Source organism: Pantoea sp. BJFS-204, assembly GCF_049310725.1.
Classification (GTDB): domain Bacteria; phylum Pseudomonadota; class Gammaproteobacteria; order Enterobacterales; family Enterobacteriaceae; genus Pantoea; species Pantoea agglomerans.
The window spans coordinates 91,154-116,725 of sequence record NZ_JBMOWE010000010.1 but is presented as its reverse complement, the minus strand read 5'-3'; the positions used below and the strand labels follow the sequence as shown (position 1 = coordinate 116,725).

Genomic DNA, 25,572 nt, shown 5'->3' with positions numbered 1-25,572 from the left:
CTCCCAGCTGAGCTATAGCCCCATACAGTTACTGCAGAGACCACTACTACCACTCAACCGAGTTACATTCTTCAGGAGAAGGATGCAATTTCTTTTCAGGCAAGGCATGCGGAAGGGACGTTTACTCAGGTAAACGACCGCGCGCATAACGCAGCATGAGAAGAAATTTGGTAGGCCTGAGTGGACTTGAACCACCGACCTCACCCTTATCAGGGGTGCGCTCTAACCACCTGAGCTACAAGCCTGTAGAGGTTTTTTCTGCTCGTTACTTTTTATCAGACAATCTGTGTGGACACTGCGCGGGAAGGTATCTTCAGGTAAGGAGGTGATCCAACCGCAGGTTCCCCTACGGTTACCTTGTTACGACTTCACCCCAGTCATGAATCACAAAGTGGTAAGCGCCCTCCCGAAGGTTAAGCTACCTACTTCTTTTGCAACCCACTCCCATGGTGTGACGGGCGGTGTGTACAAGGCCCGGGAACGTATTCACCGTGGCATTCTGATCCACGATTACTAGCGATTCCGACTTCACGGAGTCGAGTTGCAGACTCCGATCCGGACTACGACGCACTTTGTGAGGTCCGCTTGCTCTCGCGAGGTCGCTTCTCTTTGTATGCGCCATTGTAGCACGTGTGTAGCCCTACTCGTAAGGGCCATGATGACTTGACGTCATCCCCACCTTCCTCCGGTTTATCACCGGCAGTCTCCTTTGAGTTCCCGACCGAATCGCTGGCAACAAAGGATAAGGGTTGCGCTCGTTGCGGGACTTAACCCAACATTTCACAACACGAGCTGACGACAGCCATGCAGCACCTGTCTCAGCGTTCCCGAAGGCACCAAAGCATCTCTGCTAAGTTCGCTGGATGTCAAGAGTAGGTAAGGTTCTTCGCGTTGCATCGAATTAAACCACATGCTCCACCGCTTGTGCGGGCCCCCGTCAATTCATTTGAGTTTTAACCTTGCGGCCGTACTCCCCAGGCGGTCGACTTAACGCGTTAGCTCCGGAAGCCACTCCTCAAGGGAACAACCTCCAAGTCGACATCGTTTACGGCGTGGACTACCAGGGTATCTAATCCTGTTTGCTCCCCACGCTTTCGCACCTGAGCGTCAGTCTTTGTCCAGGGGGCCGCCTTCGCCACCGGTATTCCTCCAGATCTCTACGCATTTCACCGCTACACCTGGAATTCTACCCCCCTCTACAAGACTCAAGCCTGCCAGTTTCAAATGCAGTTCCCAGGTTAAGCCCGGGGATTTCACATCTGACTTAACAGACCGCCTGCGTGCGCTTTACGCCCAGTAATTCCGATTAACGCTTGCACCCTCCGTATTACCGCGGCTGCTGGCACGGAGTTAGCCGGTGCTTCTTCTGCGGGTAACGTCAATCGACGCGGTTATTAACCGCATCGCCTTCCTCCCCGCTGAAAGTACTTTACAACCCGAAGGCCTTCTTCATACACGCGGCATGGCTGCATCAGGCTTGCGCCCATTGTGCAATATTCCCCACTGCTGCCTCCCGTAGGAGTCTGGACCGTGTCTCAGTTCCAGTGTGGCTGGTCATCCTCTCAGACCAGCTAGGGATCGTCGCCTAGGTGGGCCATTACCCCGCCTACTAGCTAATCCCATCTGGGTTCATCCGATAGTGAGAGGCCCGAAGGTCCCCCTCTTTGGTCTTGCGACGTTATGCGGTATTAGCCACCGTTTCCAGTGGTTATCCCCCTCTATCGGGCAGATCCCCAGACATTACTCACCCGTCCGCCACTCGTCACCCAAGAGCAAGCTCTCTGTGCTACCGTCCGACTTGCATGTGTTAGGCCTGCCGCCAGCGTTCAATCTGAGCCATGATCAAACTCTTCAATTTAAGTTTGATTTGCTTAAACAAGTTAAGCGGTGCTCATCTGTAAAACGTCATAATGAATTTCATTATGTGTTCACTCGTGAGGCTTGATATTTTTTTACGTCCGGAGACGCTGATATCAATCCTGCGAGTGCCCACACAGATTGTCTGATAAATTGTTAAAGAGCATGCCGCGATTTACTGCGGCGCGGGCTGCGTATATTACGCTTTCCGCATTGTCAGTCAAGCATTTATTTTCGCTTAACTCACTGGTTCGTATGATTTCGAACCTACTCAACCCGGCGCTTCGTAAGCCGTTGTGCCGTGTCAGTGGAGGCGCATTATAGGGAGTTCTCGGAGGGTGACAAGTGCTAATTTCAAATAAAATTCCGAGTGCTGATTTTTTCAGCTAAAAGCCGCTAAAGCGCCAGTTTTTCCAGCAACGGGAAGCCATAACGCCGTAAAACGGGTGATAATTGTACCGCTTCGCCATCCAGCTCCGTACAAAATGCAATGTTCTGCTGCGATGAATGCACTTCAGGTGCTTCATGCTCCAGCAGCCAGGCTGTACGTCGTGCAATTGCCGCACCGGAATCAATCAGACGCGTCCCTTCCGGTAACACCTGCTGCAACTCTTCGCGCAGTAAAGGAAAGTGCGTACAGCCTAAAACGACCGTGTCCGGTGGTTCCGCCATCCGCAGCCACGGCTGAACAATACGGCGCACCTCATCCAGAGCCACCTCCGCACCATGGAGCTTCGCTTCTGCCAGTTCAACCAGCTCCGCTGATCCCAGCATCTCTATCTTGCAGGAACCGGCAAACTGCGACACCAGCTCATGGGTATAAGGACGGCGCACCGTGGCACGCGTCGCCAGCAAGCCCACTACGCCATTTCGCGTCAGGCGCGCGGCCGGTTTAATCGCCGGAACCACCCCCACAACCGGAAAGGCAAAACGTTCACGTAAAGCGGGCAATGAAACGGTGCTGGCCGTATTACAGGCGATGATCACTAACGAGAGAGGATAGCTGCGGGTAATGGCCTCAACGATAGCGACCACCCGATCCACAATGAAAGTCTCGCTTTTCTCACCGTAAGGGAAGCCAGCGTTATCGAAGGCGTAAAGATAATGAAGATCCGGCAACAGCTGACGGACCTCATCATAGACAGAAAGCCCACCGACGCCGGAATCAAACACCAGCACGGTGGGACGCAAATCAGAAGTTATAGCTGCCGCTGAGGTAATACTCTCGTCCTGGTGTCTGATAGCCATACACTGTCTCGTAATCTTTATCGAACAGGTTGGCAATTCTACCACGAACCGTGAGTTGTGAAGTGACAGGATATGAGACGGCGAGATCCCACAGGCTGACGCCACCTAACTTCACGCGACGGCTGGGAGAGCTGTTAAAGTCCGTATCATAACGGTCACCCAGATAATGGTAGGTAACTGACCAGTCAAACTCATACAGCGTCCAGTCGAGCTGATATTTCACCTGCTGCTTAGCCCGGCGTACGAGCGGCTGATCGGTGCTGCCATCCCGTGCGTCGACATAATCATAAGAGAGCTGATGCGCCAGCGGCCCGGTGTCGAATCCTGCAGTCGCTTCAACGCCTTTAATGCGGGCCTGCTTAATGTTGTAGTAACGGAAAGTCGCCGGATCATTATCAATCAGATTATCGATGTCGTTGCGATAGCCCGACACACGCCAGTTCACCGGTCCGCTCAGCCCTTCAAAGCCGCCTTCCCACTGCTTACTTTTTTCAGGATCGAGGTCGCGATTGCCATAAACCGGGCTGTAAACCTGCGACAGATTAGGTGCTTTAAAAGCGGTGCCATAAGAGGCGAACGCGCGGTAGCCGGAGATAAACTCCCATGAGGCCGCCGTCTGCCAGGTGTTATGCCAGCCAAACTGATTGTTGTCGTCACCGCGTACCGCACCTTCAAGGGTGACGCTGCCAAACTGCTGCTGGCCGGTCAGGTAGAGACCGGTATTACGCTGCTCATAGCCATCTGACAAATAGTTCGTGCCCGGCTCGGTCGTCTCTTTCTGCCAGTCGATACCCGCGCTGATCGCCCCCTGCCCCACCTGCACGGTGTTGCCCCACTGCAGATTGTACTGGGTGACATCATCAAAGGTGGACGCGGCACCGTAGCGGCCATTGCGCGGATCGTAGTTAATGTCTTTGGTATGGCCATAACTGGCGATGAGCTGGGTAGAGTAGAAGTCACGATTGAAGCGTAACCCGGTGTCCCAGGTCTGGCTATAGAGCTGGCGGGTATCCGCCAGCCCGATAATATTGAAATTATTATCGTAGGTGTATGAACCGTCGTAGGCGGTGCGGTTATCAAACCCGTAGCCGCGCACAAAACCACTGAGCTCATCGCTGAACTGATGCTCAAGGTTGCCATACAGGGTTTTGCTCATGAAGCCGTCGCGATCGTGCTGCGCCGGGCTAAAGTCATTGGGATAACCCGCCACCACGTCATACCCTTTGGTATAGGTGTAGTTGCCTGCCAGAGTGAGCTTTGTCGCATCGCCCAGCATCTGCTGGGTTGAGCCGTCGTAGGATTGATAGCCGTTGGACCCGACGCCCGCCGTCAGCGTGGTGCCGGGTTGCGATCGGCCCGTAATGATATTCACCACGCCGCCAATCGCATCGGAACCGTAGACTGCAGAACGCGCACCGCGAATATATTCGATGCGCTGCACCAGTGACAGCGGGATCTGGCTGAGGTCAGACGAACCGGTGATGCCCGCCTGATTAAGCCGGATACCATCAATCAGGATCAGTACATGTCTCGATTCGGTGCCCCGAATAAACAGCGAACTCTGCTGCCCTAACCCGCCACTTTGCGCGACATCGACACCCGGCAGGCGGCGCATCACATCGGTCAGGCTTTTGGCCTGCCAGCGATCAATCTCATCACGTGTGACGACAGTGGTGGGTGCCAGCACACCTGAAACAGGTTCAGCAAAACGGTTGGCGGTGACTATTTGCGTATCATCATTCCCCTGAGCAAAACCGTATTGCGCCCAGAGAGAAATCGCCGTTGCGCTCAGAGCGAACAGCGAAGCAGTTTTTTTTGTCATTTTTATCGCATCCATAAGACGAAGCAGGATGCCGCAGGCCGACAATCAATAGCACGCGATGATTGTACGAGTAGCGACGTTACACCGGCAGGTCTTCGGGCTGGGAACCATAAGTGATGATGACTTCCCATCCCACAGGACAGTGTCTGCAATTGCACTCATCACGACATTCCTTACCGCTGCGCGTCAGCTCCAGATTCACACTGGATTCCCTATTAACTCGGGCTTGAGGCCGGCGTCTGCAGTCTACGGAGTGGAGATACGGAAGTCCAGACTGCCAAACATCTTCTCGCTGCGGGACTGGACATCAGCAAGTGAATGCCTACAATCGCCCGCTGGTAAGCTATTAATCAGGATTGCTCATGACACCCGAACATCTCCCCATTGAAGACTATGACGCACAGCTGGCGGAAAAAGTCAGTCGTTTAGAGACGATGATGACACCGTTTGCTGCGCCCGACGTGGAGGTGTTCCGTTCACCGGTCAGCCACTATCGGATGCGCGCCGAATTCCGCCTGTGGCACGACGGCGATGATATCTATCACATCATCTTTGATCAGCAGACACGCGAGCGGATCCGTGTTGATCAGTTCCCGGCGGCCAGCCAGCTGATCAATCAGCTGATGCCAAAGATGATCGCCGCGATCCGTGATAACCGTACCCTGCGTCATAAACTGTTCCAGATCGACTATCTGTCGACCCTGAGCAATCAGATTGTGATTTCGCTGCTCTATCACCGCAAACTGGATGATGAGTGGCAGCAGGCAGCCGTGGCGCTGCGTGACCAGCTTCGCGCGGAAGGGCTGGATGTGCAGTTGATTGGTCGCGCCACCAAAACCAAAATCTGTCTGGATCGCGACTACGTTGATGAGTGTCTGCCGGTAGCGGGTCGCGAGATTATCTATCGTCAGGTCGAAAACAGTTTTACCCAGCCTAATGCGGCGATGAATATTCAGATGCTGGAGTGGGCGCTGGATGTGACGCAGGATTCACAGGGCGACCTGCTGGAACTCTACTGCGGTAATGGCAACTTCTCGCTGGCACTGGCACGCAATTTCCGCCGCGTTCTGGCGACTGAGATCGCCAAGCCCTCTGTTGCGTCAGCACAATACAATATTGCCGTGAACCAGATTGATAACGTGCAGATCATTCGTATGGCGGCGGAAGAGTTTACCCAGGCGATGAATGGCGTGCGCAGCTTTAATCGTCTGGAAGGAATTGACCTGACCAGCTACGAATGCGAGACGATTTTTGTCGATCCGCCGCGCAGCGGACTGGATGAAGAGACGGTGAAAATGGTGCAGGCGTATCCGTGCATCCTTTATATCTCCTGCAATCCGCAGACCCTCAGCGACAATCTGCAGACGCTGGCGGAAACGCACGATGTGACGCGGCTGGCGCTGTTTGATCAGTTCCCCTATACCCACCATATGGAATGCGGTGTCCTGCTGACACGTAAAGCGTAAACAAAAACGGGAACCCTGAGGTTCCCGTTTTTTTATCACTACTGATTACGCTTGCGCTTAAAACGCGTCGCAATCCAGAACACCAGCGCTACCATCAGAACGGTGGGAACGAAGTTGGAGCCAATATCCGGGTATTCTGCCCGCACCAGCGCGCTATAAACCAGAATCCCCAGCAGGAAAAACGCCGCTGCCAGTCCTGGCATACCGTCCGGCATATTGGTGTTGAGGTAGCGCTGATGCAGACACCAGGCCGCCAGACCCAGCGCAATCAGCGGAAAAATCGAAAATGGAACAAAGGCGCTGAACAGCACAGAAAACGAGCCGTTAATTGCTAAGCCGGTAATAAAAGCCAGTACCAGTGTGCTTTTATCGCGAGTACCTGGGTGGGTCATGGACTGATCCTTACTCATTGCTCTTCGGGTTTTTCCAGGGTGGCCGCCAGTCGCTCTTGCTCCCGGCGGTACCAGTAATAAGCGCCTTTGGCGATCATACGCAGCTGTAACACCAGCCGATCCTCAAGCTTACGTCGCTGCTCAGCATCAACATCCAGTGCTTCTGCACCGGCGCTGAAAACAATGGTCACCATCGCTTCAGCCTGCGCTTCGGTAAAACTGCGCGGCATGCGATTTTCGACCTCAAGATAATCGGCCAGTTCAGCGATAAAGTGCTGAATTTCACGCGCCACGGCGGCACGAAAAGCGGCAGAGGTGCCGGAACGTTCACGCAGTAACAGGCGGAAAGCGTTGGGATTGTTGCCGATAAACTCCATAAAGGTCGACACCGACGTTTTAATGATGCTGCCGCCTTTGGCAATACGCTGGCGCGCCTGGCGCATCAGCTGTCGCAACATCAGCCCGCTTTCATCTACCATCGTCAGGCCAAGCTCATCAACATCCTTGAAATGACGATAAAAGGAGGTAGGTGCAATCCCTGCTTCACGGGCAACCTCCCGCAAACTCAGACTGGCAAAACTGCGCTCGGCGCTGAGCTGACTGAACGCTGCTTCAATCAGTGTACGTCGTGTACGTTCTTTTTGTTGCGCTCTGACGCCCATTCTCTCTGCCTTTAGCGGTGTTAAGCAGGCACTATATCAAAATTTTCAGCGTACAGATTGGCAATCTTTGTCACCGCCTGTGAACCTCACTCTTTGTCAAAATGTGATGAAAATCGCTGATAGAATTCAGAAGTACGCGACGAGATGTTAGAATCTCGTTGTAAAAATGTATAAATAATAGGACGTATCGGTATGCAAAAGTCTTACGATTACGATGCCATTGTGATTGGCTCAGGGCCCGGCGGTGAAGGGGCGGCGATGGGGCTGGTAAAACAGGGAGCGCGCATCGCCGTGATTGAACGCTACCACAACATCGGCGGCGGTTGTACGCACTGGGGCACCATCCCTTCTAAAGCCCTTCGCCACGCCGTCAGTCGCATTATTGAATTCAACCAAAATCCGCTCTACAGCGATCATACCCGACTGCTTCGCTCCTCTTTTGCCGACATTCTCAATCACACTGAAAACGTGATCAGCCAGCAGACAGCCATGCGTCAGGGCTTCTACGAGCGTAACCGTTGTGAACTTTATCAGGGCGATGCGCATTTTGTTGATGCCAACACCATTGAGATTGAGCAACCGGATGGCACGCGTGAGACGCTGACGGCAGAGAAGTTTGTTATCGCCTGTGGTTCACGACCTTACCATCCTGACAATGTCGACTTTACCCATCCACGCGTTTATGACTCCGACTCTATTCTCAATCTGCACCACGAACCAGGCCACGTCATTATTTATGGCGCGGGCGTGATTGGCTGTGAATATGCGTCGATTTTCCGTGGCCTGAACGTCAAAGTTGACCTGATTAACACCCGCGATCGCCTGCTGGCGTTTCTTGATCAGGAGATGTCTGACTCTCTCTCTTACCACTTCTGGAACAGCGGCGTGGTAATTCGTCACAACGAAGAGTTTGAGAAGATCGAAGGGGTGGAAGATGGCGTCATCATGCATCTGAAGTCGGGTAAGAAAGTGAAAGCCGACTGCTTGCTTTACGCCAACGGCCGTACCGGCAACACCGATTCGCTGTCGCTGGAAAATGTGGGTCTGGAAGCGGATGGTCGTGGCCTGCTGAAAGTGAACAGCATGTATCAGACGGCTCAGCCGCACATTTATGCCGTTGGTGACGTGATTGGCTATCCAAGCCTGGCCTCAGCCGCCTACGATCAGGGCCGTATTGCCGCTCAGGCGATTATCAAAGGGGAAGCGTCAGCGCACCTGATTGAAGATATCCCAACCGGGATTTACACCATTCCGGAAATCAGCTCCGTGGGTAAAACCGAGCAGCAGCTGACGGCAATGAAGGTGCCTTACGAAGTAGGCCGCGCGCAGTTCAAACATCTGGCGCGAGCGCAGATCGTTGGCATGAACGTTGGCAGCCTGAAGATTCTGTTCCATCGGGAAACCAAAGAGATTCTGGGAATTCACTGCTTTGGTGAACGTGCCGCCGAGATTATTCATATCGGTCAGGCGATCATGGAGCAGAAAAACGGTGGCAACACGATTGAGTACTTCGTGAATACCACCTTTAACTATCCGACCATGGCCGAAGCCTATCGCGTTGCGGCGTTAAACGGCTTAAACCGCCTGTTTTAACGCGGCGTCGAAATAGTGCTGCATGTGGGTTTTAATCGCCTCTGCCAGCTGTTCATAACGGCTGCGCAGTGGTGAACCCGGTCGATAGACCAGCGCAATTGTACGCTGTGGCACCGGTTTGTAGCAGGTGAGATAGCAGACGCCGTCGCGGATACGCTCCGGTGGGACTGCCAGCGCCGGTAACAGCGTAATCCCGCTGCCTGCCGCCACCATATTGCGCAGCGTCTCAAGACTGGTCGCGCGAAAATGGGTATCTTCATCGGCGCCCGCCTCAAAGCAGAACCCCATCGCCTGGTCACGCAGACAGTGCCCATCTTCCAGCATCAGCAGCTTCTCGCCTGCCAGATCGGACATAGGTACCCGGTCGCGATCGCACCAGGGATGATCGGCATAGACTGCCAGCTTCATCGGCTCATCAAACAACGGCACTTCGATAAAGGCCTGACTCTCTTTGACCAGCGCGATAATCGCGCAGTCCAGCTTGCCACTATCGAGCTGTGCCAGCAGTTGCTGCGTCTGCGCTTCGTGCAGATACATCTCCAGTTTCGGGAATGTCTGGTGCAGCGTCGGGATAATCTGTGGCAATAAGTAGGGCGCGGTGGTCGGGATGAGGCCGATATGCAGCGGACCTGACATCGCTTCCCCTTGCTGACTGGCCATCTCTTTCAGCACTTTCACTTCACGCAGCACCGTACGCGCCTGATCCACCAGCAGCAAACCTGCCTGGGTGAACAGCACTTTACGGCTGGTGCGCTCCAGCAGCATCACACCCAGCTCATCTTCCAGCTTACGGATCTGCCCGCTTAACGTCGGCTGACTGACATGACACGCATCCGCAGCACGGCGGAAATGACGGTGTTCAGCAAGCGAAACCAGATATTCAAGATCACGAATATTCATTGTTACCCTCCAAGCCACGATAGACCGTGGCGATAGATAGAATAGCAATGAACGATTGGCCCTATCAAGGGTGGTTGGGAATAATGCGCACATCAAATGGAACGCGGTATGTCAGGAGAAAAAAATGTTTGCAAGTCAGGAAGGTAAAGCTATTCCGTCAGTGACTTTTCACACACGTCAGGGCGATCGCTGGGTCGATGTCACCACTGAAGCGCTGTTTAAAGACAAAACGGTCATCGTTTTTTCACTGCCGGGCGCATTCACACCGACCTGCTCCTCCAGCCATCTGCCGCGTTACAACGAATTAGCGGGTCTGTTTGCCCAGCAGGGTGTGGACAGCATTCTGTGCGTCTCGGTGAATGACACGTTTGTGATGAACGCCTGGAAAGCAGAACAGCGCGCAGACAACATTACCTTTATCCCTGATGGCAACGGCGAGTTTACCCGCGGCATGGAGATGCTGGTTGAGAAAGCCGATCTCGGCTTTGGCCCACGTTCATGGCGCTACTCGATGCTGGTGCGTAACGGCGTGGTAGAGAAAATGTTTGTTGAGCCCAACAAGCCGGGCGACCCATTTGAGGTCTCTGATGCCGACACCATGCTGCGCTATCTGGCGCCCGAGTGTAAAGCTCAGGAGTCGGTCTCAATCTTCACTAAACCTGGCTGCACCTTCTGCACCCAGGCAAAACAGATGCTGATGGATCATGGTATTCAGTACGAAGAGATCGTGCTGGGACAGGATGCAACAACCGTGAGTCTGCGCGCCGTTTCAGGCCGGGCGACGGTACCGCAGATCTTCATGGGGGGTCGTCACATTGGCGGCAGTGAGGATCTGCAGCAATATCTGCTGTCAGCGTAAGAGAATCTGAGCGTCGGCCGGGAGAGCAGGCGCTTTGATGATGTGCCTATAAAAATGAGTAATTCTGAAGCTAGAGGTTGGCGGGCATTTAATGTGCCCGCTTTTTTTTGCCTGTTAATTACGCCAGACGCTGCTTTGCGTCACCGATGGCACGCGCAACCTGCTGTGGCGAGACGCCGCCCTGCGCATTACGCTTATCCAGACAGGATTGCAGCGCCAGAATGGGATAGACATCCTCGCCAATCACCGCACTGAACTGCTGCAGCTGTGCCAGCGACAGCGCTTCCAGCGCCACACCCTGACCGATAGCGGCCACCACCACTTCCCCGACGATATGGTGTGCTTCACGGAACGGCACGCCTTTGGCGACCAGATAGTCAGCCAGTTCAGTGGAGTTTGCGTAACCCTGTTCAGCCGCTTCCTGGCAGCGCGGGCGTTTAACCTGCAGGCCATCCAGCACCAGAACTGACATGTGCAGACAGTCGAGCCAGGTGTCGAGCGCGTCAAACAGCCCCTCTTTGTCTTCCTGCATATCTTTGTTATACGCCAGCGGCAGACCTTTCAGCGTCATCATCATGCCGGTCAGCGCGCCCTGCACCCGGCCACACTTGCCGCGAATCAGCTCCAGCGCATCCGGGTTTTTCTTCTGCGGCATCAGCGATGAGCCGGAGGTCACTTTATCTGACAGTTCGATAAAGCCCGCTTCACCGGTGTTGAAGAAGATCATATCTTCGGCGAAGCGCGACAGATGCACCATGCCGATGGCAGCGTCAGAAAGCAGCTCCAGCACGTGATCGCGGTCTGATACGGTATCCAGACTGTTGCGCGTGGCAGAAGCAAAGCCCAGCCAGCCTGCCAGCTGCTGACGATCGATCTCATACGCGGTACCGGCCAGTGCGCCACAGCCCAGCGGGCTGACATCGAGCCGCTTCAGCGTATCCTGCAGACGGCTCTCGTCACGCGCCAGCATTTCAACGTAGGCCAGGCACCAGTGCGCAAACGTCACCGGCTGCGCACGCTGCAGGTGTGTGTAGCCCGGCATCACCGCATCCTGATTGGCTTCGGCGGTGACCACCAGCGCCTGCTGCAGATCACGGGTGGCACCCAGCAGCGCTTCAATCTGCACCTTGCACCACAGCTTAAGATCGGTCGCGACCTGATCGTTACGGCTACGTCCGGTGTGCAGTTTTTTGCCCAGCGCGCCCACCTTGTCGATCAGCTGGCCTTCAACCCAGCTGTGGATATCTTCGGCGTCGCTCTGCAGAATCTGCTCAGGATCCTCACGGACTTCATCCAGTAACGTATTCAGGGCCGCTTCCAGCTGCTGCTGCTCATCCTGAGTCAGGACATTTACCGTCACCAGCGCTTTGGACCAGGCAACAGAGCCAATGATGTCCTGCTCTGCCAGGCGGTAATCGAAGCGCAGCGAGTCATTGAACTGTTTAAAACGTTGATCCGCTGCCTGAGTAAACCGTCCACCCCAAAGTGCCATGTGAAAACTCCTCTGAATCGTTAAACAAGGGGCGGCATAAATGCCGCCCCTGAAATGAAACTGTGAGGCGAGGCGCACCTCGCCTGAAAATTACTTCTTCTGCTCGTTCAGGGCGCGGATACGCGAAGAGAGCGAGAACAGACGGATAAAGCCTCCCGCATGACGGTGATCGTACACTTCATCTTCACCGAAGGTGGCGAACTCTTCCGAGTAGAGGCTGTTCGCGGAACGCTTCTGGGTGGCTGTCGCCTGGCCTTTGTAGAGCTGCAGCACCACTTCACCGTTAACCTCTTCCGCCAGCGATTCGGCAGCGGCCTGAATCGACTTACGCAGCGGGGCGAACCAGCGGCCGTCATAAACCACATAGGACATCTCGTGGCCGAGCTGCTCACGCCATTTGAAGCTATCGCGATCCAGCACCAGCTGCTCAACCGCACGCAGCGCATTGACCATGATGGTGCCGCCAGGGGTTTCGTAGCAGCCGCGCGATTTAATCCCTACCAGACGGTTTTCAACGATATCAATACGGCCGACGCCATGTTTTGCGCCCAGCACGTTAAGTTTTTCCAGGCACTGGAACGGACTCAGTTTTTCGCCGTTAACCGCCACGACCCGACCTTTTTCCACGGTTACGGTCACTTCTTCAGGCTGGTCAGGCGCTTCCAGCGGATCGACAGTCCAGACCCAGCAATCTTTATTCGGTGCATTGGCCGGGCTTTCCAGCACGCCACCTTCGGTGGAGATGTGCCAGGCGTTTTCGTCGCGGCTGTAGATTTTCTCCAGTGACGCGGTGGTCGGAATGTTGCGCTCTTTCAGGTAGTCCAGCAGCGCTTCACGTGAACGCAGGTTCCATTCACGCCACGGAGCCACCACTTTCAGCTGCGGTGCCAGCGCGGTGTAGGTGGTTTCGAAACGCACCTGGTCATTCCCTTTACCGGTAGCGCCGTGACACAGCGCATCCGCACCCACTTTCAGCGCCAGCTCAACCTGTGCTTTAGCGATGATAGGACGCGCCATTGAAGTGCCCAGCAGATAAGTGCCTTCATAGAGGGCGCCAGTCTGCAGCACCGGATAGACATAGTCGCTGATGAACTCTTCACGCAGGTCAACCACGTGGCATTCAGATGCGCCGGACTGCAGGGCTTTCTTCTCTACACCTTCCAGATCGCCGCGCTCCTGACCGATATCTGCGACAAAAGCGACGACTTCACAGCCGCCGTAGTTCTCTTTCAGCCATGGAATGATGGCCGAAGTATCAAGACCACCGGAGTAAGCCAGAACGATTTTTTTGATGTTTTGCGTTTGCATTTCGTAATCCTTGAATCAGAGTCGTTAAGCGAGAATCCGGGTGCCAATCGACACGCCGTTAAACAGGTCAGGCAGCCGCTCAGCGTGACGCCAGCTGGCAATATCCACCGGGCGGCCCAGGGTACGCGCTGCATCAAGCGCAGCGTGCACTTTCACAATCATGCCGTCGGTAATAATGCCCTGGGTAATCAGCTGCTCAGCTTTGTCGGCGGTCATCTCTTCGATGCGCTGACCTTTGCCGTCGAGAATACCACTGACGTCTGACAACAGGACCAGATCAGCGCCCAGCGTCGAGGCCAGTGCGGTCGCCGCCTGGTCAGCGTTGACGTTCATCAGGTCGCCGCTGTCAGTTATACCAATTGAGCTCACCACCGGCATATAGCCGGCCGCCAGCAGGGTGTTCAGCAATGCCGGATCGCCCGGCATTGCGTGGCCAACGTGGCCGAGTTCTTCATCAAACGGTGTGACATTCACGATGCCCGCATCGCCCAGGCAGAGGCCTACCGCGTTGATGCCCGATTTTTTTGCCCAGGCCAGCAGCGTTTTATTCGCGGTTCCCGCCAGCGCACCGGTAATAATGTCGATCTGATCGGCTGGCGTGACACGCAGGCCATTTTTCTTCTTCACCGGCAGCGCCAGCTTTTTCATCAGTTCATCCACCAGGCAACCGCCGCCGTGGACAATAATCAGCGGACGCTGATGGGCGCTACGGTAGGTCAGCAGCGCTTCAAACAGGCGGGCCAGCGCTTCTTCGCTGTCTAACAACACACCGCCCAGCTTGATAATCAATGGATTGGTCATGGTATATTTGTCCGTTAAATCAGTGACTGCGTTTCAGGGAAGCCGAACCGGATGTTCAGGCACTGTACCGCCTGCGATGCCGCGCCTTTCAGCAGATTATCTTCGGCTGCCACGACAATCAGATGCTCGCCCTGCACTTCAAAACCGATATCGCAGTAAGGCAGACCTACAACGGCTTTCAGCGCCGGTACGCCCTGTTCGTAGAGCCGCACCAGTGGCTTGTTGTCATAGGCGCGATGGAAAACTGCGGCGATATCTTCACGGCTGACACCCGCTTTCAGACGGCAGGTAATCGTCGCCAGGATACCGCGCGGGAAGTTACCCAGATGCGGTGTGAAGATCACCGGCGTACCTAGGTGCGCAACGATTTCCGGGTGATGACGATGATTGAACAGCCCGTAAGGCTGCAGGCTCACTTCGCAGAAGCTGGTGCCGACATTGGCTTTACGTCCGGCACCGCTCACGCCGCTGGTGGCGTTGATTACCGGCCACTGCGCCTCGTTTAACAGTCCGGCATCCACCAGGGGCTTCAGCGCCAGCTGCGCAGCGGTCGGGTAGCAACCTGGCACAGCCACCAGCTGCGCCTGCTGGATTTTCTCATGCTGATATTCGGCAAGGCCGTAAACGGCTTTGTCCAGCCAGTCGCTATGCTGATGGGTGAAGCCATAAAAGCGGGTATAAAAATCAGCATCATTCACGCGGAACGCACCCGACAGGTCGAACACCACACAGCCAGCCTTGAGAAATTCCGGCGCCAGGTCGTGGCTGACTTCGTGGGCCGTCGCCAGGAACACCACATCCACCTTGTCTGCCCACTCGGCCGCGCTGCTCAGCGGCTGCAGCGGCAAATCCACCACACCGTTCAGCTGCGGATGGAGATCGGAGAGGCGCTTGCCGGCATCAGGGCTTTGCGCCGAAACCGCCAAAGCGGTTATGTTGATATGTGGATGGCGATTCAGGAAGGTGGCAAGCTCTGTACCAGCATAACCACTGGCACCAACGATCAGCGTATTCAACATCAGGCTGTAACCCTTTTTACAGTCGCACGTTCCGGGTCGCGGCCTTGCCCCGTTACCCGCCCTGTCATCTGCAGTGATTTAAGGTTCCCTTGCAGAGGACGTTAATGTATTTTTATTCACTATTACTGCATGAATATGGATACATCCTAACCCAAGGACCGCCAACAGTGAAGACAAAATTACCGCCTTTTATTGAACTGTACCGCCAGTTAATCGCCACACCGTCGATCAGCGCAACCGATGCCGCACTGGATCAGAGTAATGAAACTTTAATCAATTTGCTGGCCGGCTGGTTCCGCGACCTCGGCTTCAGCGTTGAAGTGCAGCCGGTGCCCGGCACCCGCAATAAATTTAATATGCTGGCGCGTACCGGAAGCGGTGCGGGCGGCCTGCTGCTAGCAGGTCATACCGATACCGTTCCTTTTGACGATGGCCGCTGGACACGCGATCCCTTTACCCTGACCGAGCACGACAACAAGCTCTATGGCCTGGGCACGGCAGACATGAAAGGCTTCTTCGCCTTTATTCTCGATACGCTGCGCGATGTGGATGTCAGCACGCTGAGCAAGCCGCTCTATATCCTCGCTACGGCCGATGAAGAGACCACCATGGCTGGCGCCAAATATTTTTCTGAGTCGACGCAGCTGCGTCCCGACTGCGCCATCATCGGTGAACCAACCTCACTTAAACCGGTGCGTGCGCACAAAGGTCACCTGTCGAATGTGATCCGTATCGAGGGAAAATCGGGCCACTCCAGCGATCCCGCACGTGGCGTTAACGCCATTGAACTGATGCATGAGTCGATCACCCATCTGATGCAACTGCGCAATACGCTGCAGGAGCGTTATCACCATGACGGCTTTGCCATCCCCTATCCCACCATGAATTTCGGCCATATTCATGGCGGTGACGCCGCTAACCGTATCTGCGCCTGCTGTGAACTGCATATGGATATCCGTCCGCTGCCGGGTCTGTCGCTGAACGATCTCGATGGGCTACTGAACGAGGCGCTGGCACCGGTCAGTGCGCGCTGGCCGGGCCGTGTCACGGTGGCTGAACTGCATCCGCCGATTCCTGGCTACGAATGTCCGGCAGATCATGAACTGGTCAGTGTGGTCGAGAAATTGCTGGGTATACCCACTGAGGTGGTGAACTACTGCACCGAAGCGCCTTTTATTCAGCAGCTCTGCCCAACGCTGGTACTGGGCCCGGGGTCGATTGAGCAGGCACATCAGCCAGACGAATTTATTGATACTGCATTTATTAAGCCGACAAGGGCGCTTATCAGTCAAGTTGTGCAGCATTTTTGCCACTGATTAACAGCAAATGGGGCATTTCACTGCATTAACAGTAAAATGCCCCTTCATTCTGCGGGATTTAGCAATAAGAATAACTTATCCCGCTTTGTTCCCGATAAATTCTACGAATTTCCGTTATTTAGCCACATCTTCAGCACACTTTAACGCATTTGACGAACGCAACATTACGTGGCTAGATAAAAGACGATGTTATGCCCACCGGGTGATTATCCAGAGCGTTTCAGAATGTGGACAGGCGGCAACGGAGCCGGTTCCCTGTAGATTAGGGGGAACATGGCGTTGCTGATTTTTCTGCTGCCTGAAAGGTCGGGTGTAGAAGTTTTTCAAGACGATAAGGGTGTCAGGGTCCAATGAACGAACAATATTCCGCAATGCGAAGTAATGTCAGTATGCTCGGCAAACTGCTCGGGGATACGATTAAGGATGCACTGGGAGAGAACATCCTCGACCAGGTGGAAACCATCCGTAAGCTCTCCAAGTCATCCCGTGCAGGAAATGACACTCATCGTAAAGAACTGCTCAATACGCTGCAGAACCTCTCCAATGAGGAGCTTCTGCCGGTTGCACGCGCTTTTAGCCAGTTTCTGAACCTCACCAACGTGGCTGAGCAGTATCAGACCATCTCGCAAAGTGGCGAGGGTGAGAACCATCCCGAACTGCTGAAAAAGACCTTTGATACCCTGAAGCAGCAGAAAGATATCAGCGAAAGCGACATCCTTGCGGCCATTGAGTCGCTGTCGCTGGAACTGGTGCTGACGGCTCACCCGACTGAAATCACCCGCCGTACGCTGATTCACAAGCTGGTCGAAGTTAACAGCTGCCTGAAACAGCTCGATCACAGCGACGTCTCCGACTACGAACGTAACCAGATTATGCGCCGTCTGCGTCAGCTGGTGGCACAGGCGTGGCACACCGATGAGATCCGCAAATATCGTCCGACCCCTATCGACGAAGCCAAATGGGGCTTTGCCGTGGTGGAAAACAGCCTGTGGGAAGGCGTACCCGCTTTCCTGCGTGAGCTGAACGAGCAGGTAGAAGAGGCGTTCGGCATTAAGCTGCCGGTCGATTTCGTGCCGGTTCAGTTCACCTCATGGATGGGTGGCGACCGCGACGGTAACCCTAACGTTACGGCGGCGATTACCCGCCACGTTATGCAGCTGAGTCGCTGGAAAGCCACTGACCTGTTCCTGCGCGATATCGGCGTACTGATCTCTGAGTTGTCGATGTCAGAGTGCACTGAAGAGATCCGGGAACTCAGCGGCAATCCGGAAGCACTTGAACCTTATCGTATGATCCTGAAACGCCTGCGCAGCCAGTTAATGACTACCCAGTCATTCCTGGAACGCCGCCTGAAAGGTGAACGTCTGCCGCGCCCGGCCGATCTGCTGGTCTCCAACGATCAGCTGTGGGATCCGCTGTTTACCATCTATCAGTCACTGCAAAAGTGCGGCATGGGCATTATCGCCAACGGTCAGTTGCTTGATACGCTGCGCCGCGTGAAATGTTTCGGCGTGCCGCTGGTGCGTATCGATCTGCGTCAGGAGAGTACCCGTCACACCGAAGCGATTGCTGAAGTGACCCGCTATCTGGGCCTCGGCGATTATGAAAGCTGGTCCGAAGCGGACAAGCAGGCCTTCCTGATCCGTGAACTGAACTCCAAGCGTCCGCTGCTGCCTCGCAGCTGGGAGCCCAGCGATGAAACGCGTGAAGTGCTGGAGACCTGTCGCGTCGCGGCTGAAGCGCCACAGGGTTCTATCGCCGCCTATGTTATTTCCATGGCGAAAACCCCTTCTGACGTGCTGGCCGTGCATCTGCTGCTGAAAGAAGCAGGCATCGGCTATGCCATGCCGGTTGCACCGCTGTTTGAAACGCTTGATGACCTGAATAACGCCAATGACGTGATGAGCCAGCTGCTGAGCATCGACTGGTATCGCGGCTTAATTCAGGGCAAACAGATGGTGATGATTGGCTATTCTGACTCGGCGAAAGACGCCGGTGTGATGGCCGCCAGCTGGGCGCAATATCAGGCACAGGATGCCCTGATTAAAACCTGTGAGAAGGCCGGGATTTCACTGACGCTGTTCCACGGACGCGGCGGCAGCATTGGCCGTGGCGGCGCACCCGCCCATGCAGCGCTGCTGTCGCAACCACCAGGCAGCCTGCGCGGCGGTCTGCGCGTGACCGAACAGGGCGAGATGATCCGCTTTAAATATGGTTTACCCGCCGTCACCATCGCCAGCCTGTCGCTCTACACCGGCGCAATTCTGGAAGCGAACCTGATGCCGCCGCCGGAGCCAAAACGCGAATGGCGCGACATTATGGATCAGCTCTCCGCCGACTCCTGTGCGATGTATCGCGGTTATGTGCGTGAAAATGCTGACTTCGTGCCCTATTTCCGCTCAGCGACACCAGAGCAGGAGCTGGGTAAATTACCGCTGGGCTCACGTCCCGCCAAGCGCCGACCTACCGGCGGCGTAGAGTCGCTGCGTGCGATTCCATGGATTTTCGCCTGGACGCAGAACCGTCTGATGCTGCCTGCGTGGCTGGGTGCCGGTGCGGCCCTGCAACAGGCGATGGCCGCCGGTCATCAGGATCAGCTGGAAGCGATGTGCCGCGACTGGCCATTCTTCTCTACCCGTCTGGGTATGCTGGAGATGGTATTCTCAAAAGCGGACCTGTGGCTGGCGGAATATTACGATCAGCGTCTGGTCGAGAAATCACTCTGGCCGCTGGGCAAACAGCTGCGCGATCAGCTTGATGCGGATATCAAAGCGGTACTGACCATTGCCAATGACTCACACCTGATGGCCGATCAGCCGTGGATTGCCGAGTCAATTGCACTGCGTAACGTCTATACCGATCCGCTCAACGTACTCCAGGCCGAACTGCTGCATCGTTCGCGCGCGCGGGAAGCGAATGGCGATGAACCGGATGCCCGCGTTGAGCAGGCGCTGATGGTGACCATTGCCGGTGTCGCGGCAGGCATGCGCAATACCGGTTAACGGTGGTGCAGTAAAAACAAAAAAAGTCGGGACTCTCCCGACTTTTTTATTGGCTGAAGCAGAGCGGTTAAGCCGCAGCAGCAGCAGGACGCACGCCCAGGGTGTGACAAATGGCATAACTCATTTCGGCACGGTTCAGCGTGTAGAAATGGAAATCCTTCACCCCTTCGCGTGACAGGATTTTCACCATATCCATCGCGATATTGGCTCCCACCATTTTCCGCGTTTCCGGATCATCATCCAGACCGGCGAACATCGCGCTCATCCAGCCCGGCACGCGCACATTGGTCAGCGTGGCAAAGCGTTGCAGCTGTTTAAAGTTAGAGACCGGCAGAATGCCCGGCACAATTTCCACGTCAATGCCGGTCGCGACACAGCGATCGCGGAAACGCAGATAACTTTCAACGTCGAAGAAAAACTGGGTAATAGCCCGGTTGGCACCTGCATCGATTTTTCGCTTCAGGTTAATCAGATCGGCCTGGGCGCTTTTCGCTTCGGGATGGACTTCCGGATAGGCCGCAACCGAAATATCAAAATCACCCACCTCTTTCAGCAGCGAAACCAGATCGCTGCCGTACATTTCTGGCTTACCGCTGCCAGGAGGCAGATCGCCGCGCAGCGCCACAATGTGACGGATGCCGTTGTTCCAGTAATCCTGAGCGATGGTGCGCAGTTCATCGCGCGTGGCATCGACACAGGTCAGATGGGGAGCAGCTTCCAGACCGGTGCGATCTTTAATGCCTTTGATAATGCTATGGGTGCGATCACGTTCACCTGAGTTCGCACCGTAGGTCACAGAAACGAATTTCGGTTTCAGACTGCTCAGGCGATCGATAGAGGTCCACAGGGTCTCTTCCATGTCGCTGGTACGAGGCGGAAAGAACTCAAATGAAACATTAATTTGCCCGTTCAGCTCAGCCAGGCTCTGGTTTAGCGCTTCGCGCTGATTGGCATGAAAGAAACTCATCCTGCACCCTCATCGATTAACAATCGGCCTGTGAACATCTACACGTTTAGACGTCCAGATGTTCAAAATGACGTAATCTGACTGTGCCGTCAACTTAAAAATGGTCGACAGTCGTGATCAATTTTCAATCAACATGAAGGAGATTCAACAGGGGAGCGATAACGCATTGAAAACAGGCGCCGAAGCGCCTGAGGAGGAGGAGTTACAGCAGTTGTGCGAGGCGATTAATATCTGACTGGATAGCGCCTGCGGTGACATCCCGGCCTGCGCCCGGTCCGCGGATCACCAGCGGATTATCGCGGTACCAGCGGCTCTCAATCGCAAAGACGTTGTCGCACGGCAGCAGTGAGGCCAGCGGATGTTCCGGACGCACCGCTTCAACACCCACGCGCGCCTTGCCGTTAGCATCAAACCGGGCAACGTAACGCAGCACCAGGTCCATCTCCTGCGCCGCTTCGAGCCGCTGCAGCATCTGCTCATTCAGCTCTTCGCCATTTTCAAAGAAGTGGTCGACAGATCCCTGCTGACAGTTACTGGGCACCAGCGATTCCACCCGCACCTGATCCGGCTCGATGTTGTAGCCTGCCTCACGCGCCAGGATAACCAGCTTGCGCATCACATCCTGACCCGAGAGATCGGCGCGCGGGTCGGGCTCGGTTAAACCCTGCTGCCAGGCCTGATCCACCAGCTCGGTAAAGGGCACCGTGCCATCAAACTGCAGGAACAGCCACGACAGCGTGCCGGAGAAGATCCCGCTGATCGCCAGGATGGTATCCCCGCTGTCGCGCAGATCGCGCACCGTGTAGTTGATCGGCAAACCTGCGCCAACGGTGGCGTTATAGAGCCAGTGACGTCCGGTTTTGGTAAAGGCATCGCGGATCTGGCGCCAGGTCTGACTGTCAGACGCTCCCGCGACTTTATTGGCGCTGATAACGTGAAAACCGTGACTGGCGAAGTCGAGATACTGCTGCGCCAGCGGTGTGCTGGCAGTGACATCCAGCACCACCAGGTCATCAAACGGGTGAGCACGCATCCACAGGAACAGCGACTCTTCATCGCGCTCTACCGCTTCATCATCAAAGAAGGCGAGTGCCCGGCTGGCTTCCAGCCCGTCATAGCTCAGCAGGCTGCGACGGCTGTCCGCGACGCCCGCCAGCACAAATTCAAAGCCGGTCCGCGCTGACAGCGTTTCCTGATCGCGGGCAAACAGCTCCAGCCAGCGTGAACCAATATTGCCTTTGCCAAACAGCATCAGACCGATGCGCTTTTCTGCCCGGAACAGCGACTGATGCAATCCCTGAATCAGATGCTGAGTCGGGCCGACGCGCAGCACTGCGACCACGCTGATGTGCTCTTCTGACTGCCAGATGAACTCAATTGGCTGATCCTTTAACTGCTGCCAGAAGCGATGGGTATGCAGCGGATTGCGGGTAACGCCTGCGCCAACCAGCGCCACCAGCGCCAGGCCGTCGCGCAGCTGCAGATGGCCCGGTAAACCGGCATCCTGTAGCAGCGTAAAGGCGCTGTTTACCACTTCGGCGGTGTAACAGAGCTGCAGCAATTGACGATCGGGATGAACGCCAAACGCCAGCGGACGCAGCTGCGCGCGCTTCAGCAACAGGTCTATCTCTTTGTGCAGGATGGCGAAGTCATGCTGCTCTGGCAGCTGAATCTCAATCAGGCAAACATCATCATGGCTGGTGACGATACGCGCGCCCGTCCCGGAGGCCAGCACGCGCTCGATGCGGGTTGAGCCCTGCTCCGGCTGATAACTGCAGCGCAGTTGCAGGTCGATATCGCTGCCTGAAACCGGCTGCAGAGTACGGGTGTGGAGAACCGGTGCAGCCAGGCGCGCCAGCTCGCTGGCTTCATCCAGCCTTAACAGCGGCAGCAGACAGGCATCAGAGACTTTACGGGGATCGGCACTGTAGACACCCGCCACATCGCTCCAGATGGTCACCCGCCCGACACCCGCCAGTGCGCCAATCTGCGTGGCAGAATAGTCGGAGCCGTTGCGGCCAAGCAGGACGGTTTCACCGGCGTCGTTGCGGCTGATAAATCCGGTCACCACGATGCGCTTGTGCGGATGCTGCGCCAGTAGAGTCTGTAGCAGTGGCCAGGACTTCCCTTCATCTACCTGCGGTTGTGCGGCACGTTCAGCGCGCAGAAACTCACGCGCATCCAGCCAGCAGGCCTGAAGGTCACGCTGGCTCAGTACCGCTGACATCAGGCGTGCCGACCAGACTTCACCGTGACCGACCACTTCGGCATAGACCGCATCGGTGATCGGCGCATCCAGCAGTGCGGCCAGCTTTTCCAGATCACGGATAAACGCGGTGATTAAAGGTTCTGCGACCTCAGCAGGCAGCAGCGCACTGATCAGTTCGCTCTGGTAGCGCCGTAAGGCCTGTTGCACCTGATGCGCAGAAAGCCGATCGCTCTGGCTCAGCTTCAGCCAGCTAATCAGCTGGTTGGTAGTTGAGCCTGCCGCAGAGACCACCATCAGGTCGCCCGGCTGGCTGTAGTCCGCCATAATACCGGCAACGCGCTGATAGCAGCGCGCATCGGCCAGGCTGCTGCCGCCAAACTTATGCAACTGCCTGATGTTCGGCGTTCCCGCGCCTGCTGAAATCGTCATGCTTAACCCTCGGCTGCGACCCGGAATGCATTATCCAGATCGGCAATTAAATCTTCGTGATCTTCAATACCGACAGAAACCCGCAGCAGCGTATCGGAAATGCCCGCTGCCGCGCGTGCTTCTGCCGACATCCCCGCGTGCGTCATGGTGGCGGTATGGGAGATCAGACTCTCTACTCCGCCCAGCGATTCCGCCAGCGTAAATAGCTGCAGTGCTTTCAGGAAGCGACGCAGCAGCGCCTCATCACCGTCGACCTCGAAACTCAGCATCGCGCCAAAGCCGCGCTGCTGACGTACGGCATGTTCGTGTCCGGCGTTTTCCGGCAGCGAAGGATGATACAACTTTTTCACCAGTTTCTGCTGCTTCAGATACTCTACAATCGCGAGTGCGTTGCGTTGTGCGGCTGCAATCCGCGGTGAAAGCGTACGAATCCCGCGCAGCAGCAGATAACTGTCAAACGCTGCACCGGTCACACCAATGTTATTTGCCCACCAGGCCAGGTCGGTAGCGAGTTGCGGATCTTTGGCGATGACCGCGCCCGCCACGACATCGGAGTGGCCATTGAGGTATTTGGTACAGGAGTGGATCACCAGGTCCGCACCCAGCGCCAGAGGATTCTGCAGCGCCGGACTCATAAAGGTGTTGTCCACCACGCTGATGGCACCCGCAGCACGCGCAGCGGCGCAAATCGCGCTGATATCTACCACGCGCAGCAGCGGATTGCTGGGGCTTTCAATCAGCACCAGTTTTGGGTTTTCATCCAGAGCGGCCTGCAGCGCTACCGGATCACCCTGATCGACAAATTTCACCCGATAGGCGCCGCGCTTGCTCAGGCTGTCAAACAGCCGATAGCTACCGCCATAACAGTCATGTGGCGCGACCAGCAGATCGCCAGGCTTCAGAAACACCGTCGTGACCAGGTGAATCGCCGACATCCCGGTATTGGTTAATACCGCGCCCGCTCCCCCTTCCAGTTCTGCCAGCGTACGCTGTACGACATCACGAGTGGGGTTGCCACGACGGGAGTAGTCATGCGCACGAGGCTCATTGAAATCCAGGAAGTTATAGGTGGTAGAGAGGTGGATTGGCGGGACAACGCAGCCATATTGCTCGTCATCATTCAAACCGCTGCGCACTGCGATGGTTGCCGGTTTACGCGTCATGAGCGAATTGTTCCTGAAGAGTGAATAAAATGTAGGCCACAGGATATCACCCTCTAATTAGACGTCAATACATCTGGACATCTAAATGTCTTTGCGTATAGATTGAGCAAAACCGCAATAACCGCTAAAATTATGCGTCATCGCCTGGCGTTCCCCTCTGTCAGACAGAGGCAGTGAGCGAAGAAAACCCGCCATATCAGGGGTCAGGCAGGAAAAAATCAGGCATAATCCGCTGATTTCCTAACATTTAACGTTTATTAATTAAGGTAACCCATGGCTGAATGGAACGGCGAATATATCAGCCCGTACGCTGAGCACGGTAAGAAGAGCGAGCAGGTCAAGAAGATCACAGTATCAATCCCATTGAGCGTGCTGAAGATTTTAACGGATGAGCGTACCCGTCGTCAGGTGAACAACCTGCGTCACGCCACCAACAGCGAACTGCTTTGCGAAGCCTTTTTACATGCCTTTACGGGCCAACCGCTGCCGGATGACGTCGACCTGCGCAAAGAGCGTAGTGATGAGATTCCGGAAGAAGCAAAAGCAATCATGCGCCAGATGGGTGTCGATCCGGATACCTGGGAGTATTGATCTTTCAGCCATAAAAAAACCCAGCCGAAGCTGGGTTTTTTCTTGCCGCCGAACCCGCAGGTTCAGGTGCCTTTTAATCTTATTTTTTAGCGCCTGGCACGCTGAAACGCTTGTTAAAGCGGTCAACACGGCCACCAGTTGCCACTTCACGCTGCTTACCGGTATAGAACGGGTGGCATTTGCCACAAACGTCCAGGTTCAGTTCGTGAGTCAGTGTTGAACGGGTGTGGATCTCGTTGCCGCAGGTACATTTGATAGTAACTGCTTCGTATTTCGGGTGAATACCTTGTTTCATGGGAAACCTCATTGAAGGCCGTGTCGCTCTCCGTGCCAGGCTTTAACCTGCACAGCACCACACGCGATTGAACATTATAGGGTGTACTCCGGCCAGATATTTCTCACCGAAGGCGGCATATTATACAGGTAAGTTTCGATTGCTGCAAATATCTGCTGAGATACCCGCCATCAGGGTC

At 55.4% G+C, this 25,572-nt stretch carries 19 protein-coding genes, 1 tRNA gene, 1 rRNA gene and 1 riboswitch; of the genes, 6 read left to right on the top strand and 15 right to left on the bottom strand.

What is annotated here, in order from left to right; all coding sequences use genetic code 11:
* Positions 1-168: 168 nt before the first annotated feature.
* The 4 genes from ACO6VX_RS21165 to btuB form a co-directional block, all read right to left on the bottom strand.
* Positions 169-245, bottom strand: a tRNA-Ile gene (locus tag ACO6VX_RS21165).
* 73 nt (positions 246-318) lie between these two features.
* Positions 319-1,858, bottom strand: a 16S ribosomal RNA gene (locus ACO6VX_RS21160).
* A 395-nt stretch (positions 1,859-2,253) separates the two neighbouring features.
* Positions 2,254-3,105 (bottom strand): glutamate racemase, encoded by an 852-nt coding sequence (murI, locus tag ACO6VX_RS21155; protein WP_346547531.1) that lies wholly within the window; start codon positions 3,103-3,105, stop codon positions 2,254-2,256.
* Positions 3,050-4,927 carry a TonB-dependent vitamin B12 receptor BtuB gene (gene btuB, locus ACO6VX_RS21150; RefSeq protein WP_182505221.1) on the bottom strand — a complete coding sequence of 626 codons (1,878 nt, stop codon included), beginning with the start codon at positions 4,925-4,927 and terminating at the stop codon, positions 3,050-3,052. Before btuB ends, murI begins: the two co-directional genes overlap by 56 nt.
* Before the next feature lie 69 nt (positions 4,928-4,996).
* Positions 4,997-5,179, bottom strand: a riboswitch (cobalamin riboswitch).
* A gap of 110 nt (positions 5,180-5,289) precedes the next feature.
* On the opposite strand from btuB, the gene trmA reads away from it, so the two are divergent.
* Positions 5,290-6,393 (top strand): tRNA (uridine(54)-C5)-methyltransferase TrmA, encoded by a 1,104-nt coding sequence (trmA, locus tag ACO6VX_RS21145; RefSeq protein WP_422431858.1) that lies wholly within the window; start codon positions 5,290-5,292, stop codon positions 6,391-6,393.
* Positions 6,394-6,431: 38 nt separating this feature from the next.
* On the opposite strand, the gene ACO6VX_RS21140 is transcribed toward trmA, so the two are convergent.
* Together ACO6VX_RS21140 and fabR are read right to left on the bottom strand one after the other, a co-directional pair.
* On the bottom strand, positions 6,432-6,785 hold the full coding sequence (locus ACO6VX_RS21140) for a YijD family membrane protein (protein ID WP_010258126.1): 354 nt from the start codon (positions 6,783-6,785) through the stop codon (positions 6,432-6,434).
* Between the two features lie 14 nt (positions 6,786-6,799).
* Entirely contained in the window at positions 6,800-7,447 is a 648-nt protein-coding gene (fabR, locus tag ACO6VX_RS21135) for an HTH-type transcriptional repressor FabR (protein ID WP_010258128.1), read from the bottom strand.
* Between the two features lie 192 nt (positions 7,448-7,639).
* On the opposite strand from fabR, the gene sthA reads away from it, so the two are divergent.
* Positions 7,640-9,040 carry a Si-specific NAD(P)(+) transhydrogenase gene (gene sthA / locus ACO6VX_RS21130; protein ID WP_010258130.1) on the top strand — a complete coding sequence of 467 codons (1,401 nt, stop codon included), beginning with the start codon at positions 7,640-7,642 and terminating at the stop codon, positions 9,038-9,040.
* On the opposite strand, the gene oxyR is transcribed toward sthA, so the two are convergent.
* Positions 9,023-9,940 carry a DNA-binding transcriptional regulator OxyR gene (gene oxyR / locus ACO6VX_RS21125; protein ID WP_010258132.1) on the bottom strand — a complete coding sequence of 306 codons (918 nt, stop codon included), beginning with the start codon at positions 9,938-9,940 and terminating at the stop codon, positions 9,023-9,025. The two genes, sthA and oxyR, sit on opposite strands and share 18 nt — an antisense overlap.
* Positions 9,941-10,064: 124 nt before the next feature.
* Here oxyR and ACO6VX_RS21120 point away from each other — a divergent pair, with 124 nt between their 5' ends.
* Entirely contained in the window at positions 10,065-10,799 is a 735-nt protein-coding gene (locus tag ACO6VX_RS21120; protein ID WP_010672060.1) for a glutathione peroxidase, read from the top strand.
* Between the two features lie 118 nt (positions 10,800-10,917).
* Here ACO6VX_RS21120 and argH read toward each other — a convergent pair whose 3' ends face one another.
* From argH to argC, 4 genes are all read right to left on the bottom strand, one after another.
* Positions 10,918-12,291 carry an argininosuccinate lyase gene (argH, locus tag ACO6VX_RS21115; RefSeq protein WP_010672061.1) on the bottom strand — a complete coding sequence of 458 codons (1,374 nt, stop codon included), beginning with the start codon at positions 12,289-12,291 and terminating at the stop codon, positions 10,918-10,920.
* A gap of 90 nt (positions 12,292-12,381) precedes the next feature.
* Positions 12,382-13,599 carry an argininosuccinate synthase gene (locus ACO6VX_RS21110; protein ID WP_022624925.1) on the bottom strand — a complete coding sequence of 406 codons (1,218 nt, stop codon included), beginning with the start codon at positions 13,597-13,599 and terminating at the stop codon, positions 12,382-12,384.
* Positions 13,600-13,623: 24 nt separating this feature from the next.
* Positions 13,624-14,400 (bottom strand): acetylglutamate kinase, encoded by a 777-nt coding sequence (argB, locus tag ACO6VX_RS21105; protein ID WP_010258140.1) that lies wholly within the window; start codon positions 14,398-14,400, stop codon positions 13,624-13,626.
* A gap of 14 nt (positions 14,401-14,414) precedes the next feature.
* Positions 14,415-15,419, bottom strand: a complete 1,005-nt coding sequence (gene argC / locus ACO6VX_RS21100) for an N-acetyl-gamma-glutamyl-phosphate reductase (protein ID WP_422431862.1) — start codon at positions 15,417-15,419, stop codon at positions 14,415-14,417.
* 167 nt (positions 15,420-15,586) lie between these two features.
* Here argC and argE point away from each other — a divergent pair, with 167 nt between their 5' ends.
* A complete protein-coding gene (argE, locus tag ACO6VX_RS21095; protein ID WP_031292638.1) occupies positions 15,587-16,735 on the top strand; it encodes an acetylornithine deacetylase in 1,149 nt (382 codons plus the stop codon).
* A gap of 353 nt (positions 16,736-17,088) precedes the next feature.
* Positions 17,089-19,740, top strand: coding sequence for a phosphoenolpyruvate carboxylase (gene ppc, locus ACO6VX_RS21090; RefSeq protein WP_346460581.1), 2,652 nt, complete (start codon positions 17,089-17,091; stop codon positions 19,738-19,740).
* Between the two features lie 67 nt (positions 19,741-19,807).
* Here the strand turns inward: ppc and metF are convergent, their stop codons facing one another.
* From metF to metB, 3 genes are all read right to left on the bottom strand, one after another.
* Complete coding sequence (gene metF, locus ACO6VX_RS21085) at positions 19,808-20,707, bottom strand: methylenetetrahydrofolate reductase (RefSeq protein WP_010258148.1); 900 nt, start codon at positions 20,705-20,707, stop codon at positions 19,808-19,810.
* Between the two features lie 202 nt (positions 20,708-20,909).
* Positions 20,910-23,345, bottom strand: a complete 2,436-nt coding sequence (locus ACO6VX_RS21080) for a bifunctional aspartate kinase/homoserine dehydrogenase II (protein ID WP_010672066.1) — start codon at positions 23,343-23,345, stop codon at positions 20,910-20,912.
* A gap of 2 nt (positions 23,346-23,347) precedes the next feature.
* Positions 23,348-24,508 carry a cystathionine gamma-synthase gene (metB, locus tag ACO6VX_RS21075; RefSeq protein WP_022624922.1) on the bottom strand — a complete coding sequence of 387 codons (1,161 nt, stop codon included), beginning with the start codon at positions 24,506-24,508 and terminating at the stop codon, positions 23,348-23,350.
* 273 nt (positions 24,509-24,781) lie between these two features.
* Between metB and metJ the strand changes: the two genes are divergently transcribed.
* Positions 24,782-25,099, top strand: a complete 318-nt coding sequence (gene metJ, locus ACO6VX_RS21070) for a met regulon transcriptional regulator MetJ (protein WP_009088019.1) — start codon at positions 24,782-24,784, stop codon at positions 25,097-25,099.
* A 79-nt stretch (positions 25,100-25,178) separates the two neighbouring features.
* On the opposite strand, the gene rpmE is transcribed toward metJ, so the two are convergent.
* Positions 25,179-25,394 (bottom strand): 50S ribosomal protein L31, encoded by a 216-nt coding sequence (rpmE, locus tag ACO6VX_RS21065; RefSeq protein WP_003851227.1) that lies wholly within the window; start codon positions 25,392-25,394, stop codon positions 25,179-25,181.
* Between the last annotated feature and the right edge of the window lie 178 nt (positions 25,395-25,572).